Consider the following 12,416-nt stretch of genomic DNA (forward strand, 5'->3'; position numbering starts at 1 on the left):
GGGGTTTTATGTAATCCCTATAGCATTTCTCTCTAAAGAAATCCATAACAGAAACTTAGCAGTACCGCCAAACCGTCTGTAAATCTTTAAAATACTTTCTATTTGTTGTTAAGTAGTTGTATTCGAGGAATTTCATTTAATCCCTATAGCACTTCTCTCTAAAAGAAATCCATAACAGAAACTTAGCAGTACTGCTAACCGTCTGTAAAATTTCAAAACACGTTCTATTGGTTGATAAGTAGTTGTATTCGAGGGGTTTTATGTAATCCCTATAGCATTTCTCTCTAAAGAAATCCATAACAGAAACTTAGCAGTACCGCCAAACCGTCTGTAAATCTTTAAAATACTTTCTATTTGTTGTTAAGTAGTTGTATTCGAGGAATTTCATTTAATCCCTATAGCACTTCTCTCTAAAAGAAATCCATAACAGAAACTTAGCAGTACTGCTAACCGTCTGTAAAATTTCAAAATACGTTCTATTTGTTGATAAGTAAGTTGTATTCTAGGGGTTTCATTTAATCCCTATAGCACTTCTCTCTAAAAGAAATTCATAACAGAAACTTAGCAGTGCCGCCAAACCGTCTGTAAAATTTCAAAATACTTTCTATTTGTTCTTAAAATAGTTGTATTAAAGGAATATATATCCCTTATATTAAATCTTTTCAATAAGATGCCCCCCAGCAGAATTTTAGCAACGCTAATAGTCTGTACAATTTCAAAACACTTTCTATTTATGCCTAACCAATTTGCTCAATTTGTAGTAGATCTCAAAACAGCACTGCAGTGATTCTAGTTTATCGTCTTCTACGTATATCTGCCCTTTGATTATTAATACCATAAACACATAATAACCATAAGTATACATCGGCAAACGTACAATATTTATTTTGTTTTAAATGAACTTTAACATTGTTTTTATTGTTTAAAATATACCATAGTTAGTTATTTAGTTAACTGAAATTTAATTAGTTGCTTATCAAATAATTCACTGCTGTAAACTAATTGTAGGCGACTTTGTTCTTGTGGAAATTTAAAATACAGCAGCACTCTTTTATAAGGAGTTAGCTTAAAATTCCGTTCAAAAAAGACTCCATTAGGCTGAATAGTGTCCCCTTTCTCCGTGATTGCAAAAAAATGCTTCTTTATCCCAAAAGAAAGGTGTTTAATATAGCTTTCGATATTTTCTCGAGGAATGTCTTTAAATAGATCCTTACCTTGGTAATGTTGGAAATCGAACTGGAGTACCTCTTCATTTTTTATGCTGTTTATATGAAAGTCTATAGAGTCTTGTTTTTTTAAGTGTTTTTTTATAAAGTATTCTTTCGGTAGAATGGCTACAGAATAAAATATATCATTTATAAGTACTGTTTTTTGGGGGCCTGCAAACACCTCTCCTAAAAAATTGAAATCCCTTTTTGGGTCTTTAAAATTATCTAAATCATATACAACTTCTAGGCCGTTATTGTTACTATCACTTTTTGACTCGTTATCGGTTGATTTTTTACAGGAAAAAACAACACTCAATGCTATGATACAAATTGCTTTCTTCATGGTTAATTTCCTTCATATTTAAAATTTGCATACTCTATAAATTCACCTGTAGCGTCAAATGGTTCTTTGGAATACATGATGTTTCCTTGACCTTGTGCGCCTAGTATAATATTATAATCGTTTACCCTTCCGAAATCTATCACATACGTATTAAGTCTTTCCCATACCTTTTGGTTAATTTCTGACTTAACCTGATGTCTAACTTGCTGGATTTCGCGATCCATTGCAACAACATTTTGTTTTAATTTCAAATAATCTTCTTGCTCAGCTTTTGTTACTCTTACTTTTGTTTTCATGTTTTTCTCTTTAATGGTTAAAGAATTAAACATACTATCATATTTTCTAAGTACTGGGCCATATTTTTTCTCATTGATTTCTCCTAGCTCTTGAGTCATATGAAACTCACTGAATAATTTTACATTATCTATGTACACAATTTTTTTATCTGATTGCATTGTATAGAATACAACAAATAGTACTAGAATAATCGTGTTTATTAAATTCCAAAAATATTTTTTTATCATCTTACTTGTTTCTTTTAATTGTTTTTGTTTGTTTTGAGCCTTTTATTACCAGTGAATCTTTATAAATTCCAATAATCTCAAAGTCCGATTTTATTGTTTGTTTCATTTTTATTCTTTTAAATTTACCGTTTACTTTTATTAATGCCTGTCTTTTTTCATTTACTTTTTTAATAAACCCTAAATAAATGATTACAGGCCATTTGTTTACCCTTATTATTTTTTGTGCCTTTTTTTTGATTTTTTTATAGGTAAGAGGCTTTTGCTTCTTTCTTTTAATTACCCCCAAGAAAGGATCTCTTTTTTGAAAGGTCAATTCAAAATTCATTTTATCATTCGAATCATTTTTTATGCTCGGAACAGAACTAAATATCTCTATCTCATTTAACTGTGGACCAGAACCCCCATAAAAATATCGGTAAAAAACTAATATCCAAATGACTAAAACAACAAAAACTAGTATTCTATTTAATCTACTTTTGTTCATTCCGTTTGTCTTTAAAATTTTGAAATAACAACGCTACATATAGTTCTTCTTTTTTTGTCTTATAATTTCTTTTTTTAAAAAAACGAACACTATTTAATTTAGATTTTTTTAATTCGTTTTCAGTTTTATAAATAGTTTTAATCAACGAGCTATAGCTTCCTTTTAATGTAAAAGAATTCGAGATAATAACATACTGATCTATTGAATACGTATGTTTAGGCTTGATATCTACAACAGTTATGGCGTTTTCTGACGAGTTATTTGATAGGAACTCCAAAATATCTTGCTGAATAAAATATTCATCAAAGTCTTCTTTACCCAGCAATACATCGAGTTCGTGAATTTCATTCTGAGTGCTCAAAATAGCCTTTCTTATACTGTTTTCATTCTTTTGAAGGTTTCTGCTTTCAAAATAGTTTTTACCCTGTATTAAGGTATTACTTATTACTCTTTTATAGCTTAAAATACTTACTAAAATGAGCAATATGAACAACAGCCATTTTTTTTGTTTATATGTTAAGGACTCTTTCATCATTTTAACAAAATATTTAATTCAAAATCTGTAGATTCTTTCCTCTGTTGCTTATATTCTGTTATGTCGATTCTATAAATTCTCTTATGATTCCTTAATGCTCTAATCCAATTATTAAACCCCGCATCTTCTTCAGAAAAACTCCCTTCTACAACCACCATATTATCAATTATACTTATTTTATTTTTAGCCTTTGCGTTTTGTTGCAGTGGAAAAACTTCTAATCTAGATAGTGTTATAGTTTGAGGGAGAATCTTTGTTATTTCATTAACCCAAAAACTAATTTTATCTGAGTTAAAAAAACCCGAAATCTTTAGAAACTTTTCTTTTCGTTCTTTTGACAATTCTAACCCTCTTAAAAAAGCTTCTTCTTTTATTGCGTACTCCAACTTTGTTTTAATCTTAGTATTTTGATACGTAAATACCCTTCCTAAAATATAACTCAACAGTATAACAACAAATACGACTACTAACCCTATTCTACTGTAAAGGTTAAAATCATTTTTATGTTTTAATTCATTAGCATTATTTTTAAAATCTTCATTTTCATAATTTCCAATAATTCTGTCTGACGGTTGAAAATGTCCTAATACGGAAGACAGAATTAATAGTTTATTATTTTCTATAGTATTTTGTTCATCAGTTACATCTTTAGAAGCTGATGAAACATTAATACAATCAACCTCATCAAAATCTATAAGTAAAGACTCTAAATACAACTGTTTACTAGAGAAGCTCATACCATAAAGTAAACCGACTGTTAAAACACCGATGTATACATTTATCAAAAATAAATTTTGTTTTGATAAAGTATCCATAATCTTAGTAACCTCTTCTTTTCTTATTAATGCTAGCAGTTCAACATTCGATTGAGAACGATAATGTACTGTATAAAACTGTTCTATTGACAATTTAAAAAGCTTGCTATTATTAGTATGTAATACTTTTGCCCCTGTCAACAAAACAATAACAGGCTTGTTTTTTATAATATTTTTTACCTCTTCAGTAGTATTTACATGTAACTCTTCACCAACAGTATTTATACTGTCTCCTTCTTTACTTACCTGAAAGCATGAAAATGTAGTCGTCTCATTCAGTATAACTTTCAGTACAAAAACCGTTTGCTTCGTTTTAAAAATATCCATTAGTGATAAAAAACAGTTGGTTTAATAAACATATGTAGTTTCTTTTTCATTTTCTTCTTTTTTCTTCCACTAAAGAACCATTTTATAATCGGTATTCTAGAGAAAAAAGGAGTGCCTGTTCCGGAATTACTCTTTTCAGCACCATCTAGCCCTCCTAATAAAATCATATCTCCATTTTTAACTCTTATAAACGATTCGAATTGTTGCGTGCTTTTACCCGGAGGAGCATTTTCTCCAGCTCTTCCCGTAAAAGAACTCTTTTCCACTCTAATATCAAGAGTTACATGCTCATCTTCAGACACAAAAGGCTTTATCTTAATACTTAGATTCGCTTCGGTAGATTTCCACCTACCTGATTGCAAAATATTATCATTGTTATTATTCCCGTTTAAAATTTCGTTTGTCTGTTCAAAATAGTAATCAGTTGCACCAATTTTCAAGGATGCTTCATGTCCGTTAAGAGTAGCCAATTTAGGTGTAGATTCTAGACTAATTATTGCGTTATTTTCAAGTGCTTTTAATTTTAGAAAAAAACTAGCGGGCACCTTTCCTAAATTCACAATTCCAAATCCGTTTAGAGCATCGATAAGTTTATTTACACTGCCCGAATTCATGGCAACATCAGTAGTTGGAAATGCATTTATTAACGATGAATTTTGCGTTTTATCAAAGCCTGCCTGCAACCCTGTTTGAATTTCATGTGATTTTTCATATTGAAAAATTATAACCTCTATTTGTATTACTGGAACACTTTTGTCTATTTGGTTCAGAAAAGACTTTAATTCAGATATCGCAGAAAAATGACCCGTTACTACCAAGGCGTTTAACTCATTGAATTCTTTTACTTCTAAATGCGAGATTATTTTTTTTGGAATGGCCTTTAGTACATTTTCAATGGTTCTGTTTTTCATTTTAATAACTTCTGTCATTCTCATCCCCTCTGTTGTTTTTTTTCCAATAAGAAAATAACTACCTTCCTCTTTAAATGTAAAGTCTGTTTCTTTGAGCAAGTGCTCCAGTACATCAATAAAATTGGTGTTTTTAACAGAAAACGAAGCTTTTTTCGCAGTATTTAGATCTGAGTATAAAAAATAACTCTTCTTCATCTTCGTAGAAAGGTTATGTATAATGTCTATTATTGGCACTTCCGTTGCCGTAATATTAATCGTGTTATCTGGGTTTAATTCAATCAACAGATTATCAGTATTTTTTTTATCTGATTTGTCTCTACGGGCTTTACTCTTAGATCGTTTTTTATCTGGATTATTTTCATCAATAAAATAGTATCCGTTTTTGTTTTTGGTTACCGATAAATTATTTGCTTGACTTATCATATCTAAAGCAAAGTCAATTTTTTTATTTACCACAAAACTGCTAATTAGTTTATTTCTAACTTTAGGGCTTAAAACAATATTCTCGTCGGTGTTATTCGTTATTTGCTTTGTTACATTAAATAAAGAGTCTTTCTTGAGATCAAAAGAAATTAATTCTGTGTTTTTATTAAAAGAAATATCAATCTCCCTTCGTTTCAATTTAGGTTGTTCCTTTTTCTTTTTATCTAAAACTATTATTTTCCCTGAAATCTTTACATCTAAATTATATTTCTCAATTAGAAAGAAAAATACATCTTTTACTTTTACATTGTAGAAATTATTAATAACCTTATTGTCTAGCGACTTATCTATACTAACATTTAATTGATGTTCATTACTTAATGCAGTTACAAAATCATACAACGAAATTTGAGACACATTTACTTGAACAAGATCATTAAGTCCTTTTTCTGTTTCTGATAATTTGTCTAATTTTATTCTTATTTCACTTAATTCTTGCCCGTATACCCATAATTGAATCATCAAAAACAGCACTGTAATTAGTTTTTTCATTCTTTTTATATAGCGTTTATTAATATTGGATAAATTTCGGTTATCGATGTTTCCCCTTTTGTCAATAAATCAAATGCTTTATCTGACAATGTTTTAATTTTTTTCTTTTTCATAATCTCAACAAAACCTTGTTCTCCTTTATTTATTTCTTTAGCTAGCTCATTATCAATCACAATTACTTCATAGATTGCTCTTCTCCCTTTATAACCCGTATAATGACATTCCTCACAACCAACTTCTTTATAGTATGAAGTTATCTCACTAGAAATTTCATACGTACTCGGAAAATCTTTACAATCAAACATCACTTTCTTTTTGCATTTACATAGCTTTCTAACAAGTCGTTGCGCCAATGTTACATTAAGAGTTTCCGATAAAAGAAATGCTGGAATCCCCATATCTAAAAGCCTTGAAACTGTGCCTAAGGCCGAATTAGTATGAATAGTAGATAATACTAAATGCCCTGTTAATGCGGCTCTTATCGCCATTGATGAAGTTTCTTTATCTCGAATCTCTCCTAGCATAATGATATCTGGGTCTTGTCTTAAAAAAGACCTTAAGGCACTCGAAAAAGTAAGCCCTACATCTTCATTCAATTGTATTTGATTTATTCCATCTAAAACGTATTCAATTGGATCTTCAATTGTCATTATGTTTTTTTCTACACTATTTAAAAGTTTTAGCGTAGCATAAAGTGTAGTTGTTTTTCCAGAGCCTGTAGGGCCACTAATTAATATGATACCATTACTCTTTTGAACAGCTTCTTTATATCTTTTTAATTCTGCTTCTTCAAATCCTAATCCTTCCAGCGCTAGAGTATCTGTACTTTTACCTAAAATTCGCATTACTATTTTCTCGCCAAACTGAGTGGGAGTAATTGAAACTCTTATGTCAAAACCTTCCAGTTTAGTTCTACCGTCTTGCGGTAATCTTTTCTCAGTAATATCGAGGTTAGATCGAATCTTAATAATATTAACCAGTTCAATGTAAAGCTCTTTCTTCACCTTTCTCTTTTGTACCAAAACACCGTCAATACGATATCTTACTCTGGTATACTCTTCGTAAATTTCAAAATGAATATCACTACTCTTAAATTGAACAGCCTCTCCTATAATTTCTTCTAGCAAGTTTGATTCTAAAATCCCTTCTTTTACTTGATTATTGTCAGCTATTCGGTATTTTTGAATTAGTAATTTTTCTACATCAGAACTGTCTGTAGCCTTCAGTTTTACTTCTTTTCCTAAAATGATTTCAAGATCATTCTTAACATTTTCATTACTTTTACTACGATCAATTATAAACTCATAAAATGATTCTTCTTCTTTTATAGGAATTACTCTATAAAACCATGCTAACTCTTTAGATATGATATCTTCCATCTTATAAAATAATATTATGGTATAAACTGCTATTAGAAAGGCGGGTAAAAAGTATTACAACAAATAGATATGCTGCTAGATATCCTGCTAAAGGGACCGTTTTTCTTTTATCCCATTTTAGTTTAATTATTTGGTGTAACAAAATAGAAAAAAACATTCCCGAGATATAAAAAAGAATATAATTTGTAACACTAAATAACGGTATAGTAATAACTAAAAAAACAATATCTCCTTCTGCAATACCAGGAATAGCATACGTTTTATGTAACCTTTCTTTTTTCACCAAAACCGTATAGATTTTAAGAAAAACTAAATTTGAAATTAAAAACATTAAGCTTAGGTATATGTTTAACAGAACATTATTCTCTATATAAAAAAGAACAACAGATATCCCAAAAACAATAATGAAATAAAAAATATTTACATTTCTGTATTTGTGATCTTCCCAAAAAATTAAACTTAAAAAAAGAAGAAGAAATAGATTTAATAGATTTAAAACCATATCTAGTCTTTTACCGCTTCGATTAAATTCCTTTTTTCATCAATTTGCCATTCATTAAAAACTCCATCCCCATCAAAATCTGCTAAAGCTCTTGCTCTAGCAATAAACCCTGAATTGGATACTTCTTGTATAGTAATGACATACACGGCTTGTCCGTTTTCTTCTATAGTTTTCTCCTGAACAAAACCTATATCTTCGAGATTTCCTGAATATTTTGAGTACCTGTAAAAATAATTCTTTTGAAGCGCATGTAAATGAGCTAACATGTTTTGAGCTTCCAATGATTTTGCCTGAGATACTACAGCTGTCTGATTAGGCATAACCAACAAAATTATGATCCCTATAATGGCCAATACAATAAGTATTTCACTTAGCGAATATGCTTTCAAGCGTTTTACACTCTGTTTTTTCATAATAATCAATTGTTTTACATATAATTAAATTAACTTGGGTTAAGTATTTTACTTAAATCAAACATCGGTAGATACATAGCAATCATAATAACTCCTACTAGACTTCCAATAATTAGAATAATAAATGGTTCTATTAAGACACCAATTCTTTTCGACTTTGCATCAACCTCATCTGAATAAAGATCGGTTAGATAATTAAAAACATCATCTAATTCGTTTATTTCTTCAGAAACCTTAACCATAGAAACTAAGCTAAGATCATAAATTGGATGCTTTTGTAAACTTTGAGCAAGCGAGTTTCCTTTCATTATATCTCGTTTAATAACATCTATTGTGCTCTCAATAGGATAAAATCTAATCATTGCCTTGACAAAACTCAGTGCTTCAACTATAGATACATTAGATGCCAATAATAAGCCAAGTGCTCTACAAAACCTAGACAGATATATTGCCCTTACTATACGTCCAAAAAATGGAATTTTCAAAATTAAGGATGTAGTTAATTTTCTAAGAAATTCTCTTTCTTTGTATTTTGCATAAAAGAAAAACAAGCTCCCTAAAAACAATAAAAGAACAATCATAAAAGACGAAAAATTGTTCGAGATATAAATAATCTTTCTTGTTAATTCTGGTAGCTCACTGTTAAATTGCTTATAAACCTTATCAAACATAGGAACGACATTTTTTAGCATAAAAGTGAGCACCGCTATGGTAATCATTATAACAAAAAGAGGGTATGTTAAAACTGTTTGAATTTGACTTTTTAGTTTATACTTTCTGCTGAAAAAATTTTCAAGTTCTGCTAATATTTTTGGCAAGGTATTTGTCTCTTCTCCTATAGAAAGGCTATTTATTTCAAAAAGAGTGAAAAAAGAAACCTTACTCATTGAGAAAACTAGTGATTTACCTTTTAAAAGCTCATTGTATACAGTTTTTAACCCCTCACTAAGTTTACCTTCTTTTGATTGTGACAATAAAATGGATAACGCTTCTTCAAGGGTTACTCCAGATCGAAGCAACACTTTTAACTCACGATAGAATATCGCCTTCGTTTTATCTCCAACCTTTTTTTGAAATATAGTTTGAAAATTGAACCCCCTACTTTTCTTTGCCATTTTAGGATTCTTCTGCACATCATTTTTCATCTCAATTTTCATAACTATTATGATTTAGGATAACATCTGACCCATGTTTTTTAGAAAAAAAAAGTTTTAACAACTTGTTGTACAGCCTTGTTTCCAAGGTAATGTTCTTTATAAGATTTAGTTTTTTTCTTTTAATTATTAGCGGTGAAATTTTTACCACCTCTATTTTAAAAGTATCCACTTGATTAATACGAGTGTTTTCTCTATACACAATGTCTTTTTTAAAAGAATAGCTCAGATTAAAGTGATTAAACTTAAGTTTAAGTATGTTTTTATCAAGTGTCACTTCATCGCACATATAAAAATCTCTAGTCAATGTGTTTTTAAAAACATAATAATCAAATAATTCATTCTCTAAATCTGAAACATTTCTATATTGCCTAGTTAAAGAAGATAAAAAGACATACAAAATACTAACAACTATACTCATTACAAGCATACTTATTAATAACTCCATTATTGTATACGATTTTAATTTATATTTTTTCATCAAGAATTAAATACTTTTTTCTCAAAACTTCCCTCCCTTTTTTCTCAACATAAATGTCTAAAACGTAAAGTTCTTGTTCCTCTTTTCTGGTGACATCCGATGTTATTTGTACATGATCATAAATCATTGTTTTTAAACCAGTCATTCCGCTGGGTTCCTTTTCAACTTCATTTTTTATAGAGTCTATTTTACTTAGTATATTCACCCGTTGTATTCGATTACCTATAGAGTTTGTAACATTAAAAAATATCAACATAGAAAGAGAAATTACCACTGAAATTAAAGCAAGCGATAAAACACTATCAGCCAGGGAATATGATTTTACTTTAATCTTTTTAAAATACTGCATGAAGCTTTTTTATTTTCATAAAGATTAATATGGTAAACTAAGTCTGGCATTTTATAAGCTTTAAAATCAAGTATCGCGTTTTTATATTCCGATTCTTTGGTTTTAAGGTAAAGCTCTTTTGATGTAATCATTCCATAAATCTTTCCTTTGAAATCTAATTTCCCTTGACAATATATATCTCCAATTATAACAGCATCGTCTTCAATGAGCATTTTAAAATGAGTCGATGTAGATTTCCCTATAATAGCCCCATAAACTTTTGCTTCTTTATTAATCTCAAGCCCTCCTTCTTCGTTAACATTATCTAAGTATACGACAGATGGATATTCAAGTTTTACTCCTGTTTCTATAACAACCTTTGTTGAAGCATACACCTGAAGACTCCCTTTAAACCCTTTTTTAACAACCACTTCAGGAGCCTTTACGATAATATCTTGAAGAGAATTACTCGCACTTATAATCAACTTGTTTTGGGATTCAATTATATAATTACCTGAAAGTCTAACCCCATCAAGAACTCCTGATTTAACCTCTATTATTTTTGTAACATCAAAAAAACTATTTGAAAACTCGTTTCCAAGACTATTTTCATCAAGTAATAAAGCGTCACCTTCCGTGAGGGAAAACCCAATAACGTTTTTAACATTGCCAAATGATTTTTTAATACCCCCTTTACAATTAATGAAATTTTCTTTACCGGGAATATTTAATTCATCATAAATTCCGAAAGGAATTTCAATACCTCCTTCAATTAACGTTCTACCTCCAATCATTAGCTTATTTATATTATCCGCTATCTTCAATGACATTAATTCATCTCTATTCTCACCTATAAACAATGTCTCTTTTAAAGTATCCTTATCAAGCCAAACTTTATATTGAATCATGTCTATCGCTCCCCATTTCTTAAGCTTTACTTCAGCTCTGTTTTTTAAAAAAGGAAGCTGTCTATACTCTGCTGTCAACCCGTTCTTATTTGCTTGACAATAATTAACCAAAGATTTTGCGTTTTCAATTAAAGTATTTTGATTTTCCAATCTTGAATATACCCTAGAATACATGCTAACTACCATGATTGTTGAACCCAGTAAAACACCTATTAATAGAATTATTATTAAAGTGTATGATAATGAACTAGATTTAACTCTTCTTTTCTGAAAAAGTATCCCAAAACGTCTCTGCATGTTCATCTACTATTTGCCCTTTTTTAAACCTTTTTCTAGTCTTTTCTTTTGTATTAACCCAAACTCCATGTTTTAGGTTCTTTTTATATCGCCCTTTTACTAAAAGCCCCCCCTTTTCGTCATACGCTGCATAAACTCCGTTCAACTCACCTTTTAACCAAGTTCTGTGATATGTAATTTTGTCATCATATTCAATCCAAAGCCCCGATTTTTTTCCTTTTTTATACCGCCCTTTTTCAACTAGTTTGGAAAATTTATTATAAAGTTCAAAACTCCCGTTTCTTACCCCTTTCTTCCAATTTTCTATTTTAATAATGTTTCCTGCTCCATTCCATATCTTCCATTCACCTTCCTTAGCTCCAAAAAAGTAGTCTCCCTCCTCTACCACAGTATTCGTTTCTAAAACTCTTTTTGTATAACGACCGTTTAAAAGCTTTCCTTTAAACGCATAAAGAGTTGAATGCACTTTACCGTATTCATACCAATACAACCTAACCCACTTCTTCAAAGTTACACGATCCGTTTTATTAGTAATTGAAAACTCATAGTTGAAAATTCCATCACTATATTTTCTTTTATTCTTATCAGAAAGGTTCATAAAAAACACAAGTAATAAAAAAATAGATGCAAAAAATTTCATAGCGCTCAGAATATCGCAACAAAGGAACACTTTTTTTTCCTTATACCAACATTTTTAACGCTAACTTACTCATAATTTAACAATTACATCAATATTCACTGTTTACAAAAGTCTATTTTGAGAAACAACACTGTTCTTGCTTTAGGTTTATTTAAATTAAAGTATGGATGTATCATGTTTAAATTCATAAGA

General features: G+C 29.8%; 14 protein-coding genes. All 14 read right to left on the reverse strand.

Translation table 11 applies throughout. The annotated features are described in order from the left end of the window. Window positions 1-942 precede the first annotated feature (942 nt). Complete coding sequence (locus AC2TDS_RS10250; protein ID WP_484735495.1) at window positions 943-1,551, reverse strand: hypothetical protein; 609 nt, start codon at window positions 1,549-1,551, stop codon at window positions 943-945. A 2-nt stretch (window positions 1,552-1,553) separates the two neighbouring features. After that, window positions 1,554-2,006: an OmpH family outer membrane protein gene (locus AC2TDS_RS10255; RefSeq protein WP_484735496.1), complete on the reverse strand. Its 453-nt coding sequence runs from the start codon at window positions 2,004-2,006 to the stop codon at window positions 1,554-1,556. A 70-nt stretch (window positions 2,007-2,076) separates the two neighbouring features. After that, a complete protein-coding gene (locus AC2TDS_RS10260; RefSeq protein ID WP_484735497.1) occupies window positions 2,077-2,559 on the reverse strand; it encodes a hypothetical protein in 483 nt (160 codons plus the stop codon). Then, window positions 2,546-3,094 carry a hypothetical protein gene (locus AC2TDS_RS10265; protein ID WP_484735498.1) on the reverse strand — a complete coding sequence of 183 codons (549 nt, stop codon included), beginning with the start codon at window positions 3,092-3,094 and terminating at the stop codon, window positions 2,546-2,548. The genes AC2TDS_RS10260 and AC2TDS_RS10265 overlap by 14 nt, the downstream gene beginning before the upstream one ends. Further along, a complete protein-coding gene (locus tag AC2TDS_RS10270; protein ID WP_484735499.1) occupies window positions 3,091-4,236 on the reverse strand; it encodes a hypothetical protein in 1,146 nt (381 codons plus the stop codon). Before AC2TDS_RS10270 ends, AC2TDS_RS10265 begins: the two co-directional genes overlap by 4 nt. Continuing rightward, the gene (locus AC2TDS_RS10275) at window positions 4,236-6,122 is read right to left on the reverse strand and encodes a secretin GspD/PilQ domain-containing protein (RefSeq protein ID WP_484735500.1); all 1,887 of its coding nucleotides are present in this window, start codon (window positions 6,120-6,122) and stop codon (window positions 4,236-4,238) included. Before AC2TDS_RS10275 ends, AC2TDS_RS10270 begins: the two co-directional genes overlap by 1 nt. A 5-nt stretch (window positions 6,123-6,127) precedes the next feature. After that, window positions 6,128-7,501 (reverse strand): GspE/PulE family protein, encoded by a 1,374-nt coding sequence (locus AC2TDS_RS10280; RefSeq protein ID WP_484735501.1) that lies wholly within the window; start codon window positions 7,499-7,501, stop codon window positions 6,128-6,130. Between the two features lies 1 nt (window position 7,502). Further along, entirely contained in the window at window positions 7,503-7,784 is a 282-nt protein-coding gene (locus AC2TDS_RS10285; protein WP_484735502.1) for a hypothetical protein, read from the reverse strand. A 221-nt stretch (window positions 7,785-8,005) separates the two neighbouring features. After that, on the reverse strand, window positions 8,006-8,416 hold the full coding sequence (locus AC2TDS_RS10290) for a prepilin-type N-terminal cleavage/methylation domain-containing protein (RefSeq protein ID WP_484735503.1): 411 nt from the start codon (window positions 8,414-8,416) through the stop codon (window positions 8,006-8,008). Between the two features lie 29 nt (window positions 8,417-8,445). Then, the gene (locus tag AC2TDS_RS10295) at window positions 8,446-9,573 is read right to left on the reverse strand and encodes a type II secretion system F family protein (RefSeq protein ID WP_484735504.1); all 1,128 of its coding nucleotides are present in this window, start codon (window positions 9,571-9,573) and stop codon (window positions 8,446-8,448) included. Continuing rightward, window positions 9,563-10,018, reverse strand: coding sequence for a PulJ/GspJ family protein (locus tag AC2TDS_RS10300; protein WP_484735505.1), 456 nt, complete (start codon window positions 10,016-10,018; stop codon window positions 9,563-9,565). Before AC2TDS_RS10300 ends, AC2TDS_RS10295 begins: the two co-directional genes overlap by 11 nt. A 19-nt stretch (window positions 10,019-10,037) precedes the next feature. Continuing rightward, the gene (locus AC2TDS_RS10305; RefSeq protein WP_484735506.1) at window positions 10,038-10,400 is read right to left on the reverse strand and encodes a hypothetical protein; all 363 of its coding nucleotides are present in this window, start codon (window positions 10,398-10,400) and stop codon (window positions 10,038-10,040) included. Then, window positions 10,373-11,590: a hypothetical protein gene (locus AC2TDS_RS10310; RefSeq protein WP_484735507.1), complete on the reverse strand. Its 1,218-nt coding sequence runs from the start codon at window positions 11,588-11,590 to the stop codon at window positions 10,373-10,375. The genes AC2TDS_RS10305 and AC2TDS_RS10310 overlap by 28 nt, the downstream gene beginning before the upstream one ends. Further along, the gene (locus AC2TDS_RS10315) at window positions 11,541-12,224 is read right to left on the reverse strand and encodes a toxin-antitoxin system YwqK family antitoxin (RefSeq protein WP_484735508.1); all 684 of its coding nucleotides are present in this window, start codon (window positions 12,222-12,224) and stop codon (window positions 11,541-11,543) included. Before AC2TDS_RS10315 ends, AC2TDS_RS10310 begins: the two co-directional genes overlap by 50 nt. Between the last annotated feature and the right edge of the window lie 192 nt (window positions 12,225-12,416).

The sequence above is a fragment of the Tenacibaculum profundicola genome, assembly GCF_057220795.1.

What these genes read in the sequence shown, in the direction of transcription:
- AC2TDS_RS10250 (WP_484735495.1), bottom strand. Translation starts at nt 1,551, where the DNA reads ATGAAGAAAGCAATTTGTATCATAGCATTGAGTGTTGTTTTTTCCTGT.
- AC2TDS_RS10255 (WP_484735496.1), bottom strand. Translation starts at nt 2,006, where the DNA reads ATGCAATCAGATAAAAAAATTGTGTACATAGATAATGTAAAATTATTC.
- AC2TDS_RS10260 (WP_484735497.1), bottom strand. Translation starts at nt 2,559, where the DNA reads ATGAACAAAAGTAGATTAAATAGAATACTAGTTTTTGTTGTTTTAGTC.
- AC2TDS_RS10265 (WP_484735498.1), bottom strand. Translation starts at nt 3,094, where the DNA reads ATGATGAAAGAGTCCTTAACATATAAACAAAAAAAATGGCTGTTGTTC.
- AC2TDS_RS10270 (WP_484735499.1), bottom strand. Translation starts at nt 4,236, where the DNA reads ATGGATATTTTTAAAACGAAGCAAACGGTTTTTGTACTGAAAGTTATA.
- AC2TDS_RS10275 (WP_484735500.1), bottom strand. Translation starts at nt 6,122, where the DNA reads ATGAAAAAACTAATTACAGTGCTGTTTTTGATGATTCAATTATGGGTA.
- AC2TDS_RS10280 (WP_484735501.1), bottom strand. Translation starts at nt 7,501, where the DNA reads ATGGAAGATATCATATCTAAAGAGTTAGCATGGTTTTATAGAGTAATT.
- AC2TDS_RS10290 (WP_484735503.1), bottom strand. Translation starts at nt 8,416, where the DNA reads ATGAAAAAACAGAGTGTAAAACGCTTGAAAGCATATTCGCTAAGTGAA.
- AC2TDS_RS10295 (WP_484735504.1), bottom strand. Translation starts at nt 9,573, where the DNA reads ATGAAAATTGAGATGAAAAATGATGTGCAGAAGAATCCTAAAATGGCA.
- AC2TDS_RS10300 (WP_484735505.1), bottom strand. Translation starts at nt 10,018, where the DNA reads ATGGAGTTATTAATAAGTATGCTTGTAATGAGTATAGTTGTTAGTATT.
- AC2TDS_RS10305 (WP_484735506.1), bottom strand. Translation starts at nt 10,400, where the DNA reads ATGCAGTATTTTAAAAAGATTAAAGTAAAATCATATTCCCTGGCTGAT.
- AC2TDS_RS10310 (WP_484735507.1), bottom strand. Translation starts at nt 11,590, where the DNA reads ATGAACATGCAGAGACGTTTTGGGATACTTTTTCAGAAAAGAAGAGTT.
- AC2TDS_RS10315 (WP_484735508.1), bottom strand. Translation starts at nt 12,224, where the DNA reads ATGAAATTTTTTGCATCTATTTTTTTATTACTTGTGTTTTTTATGAAC.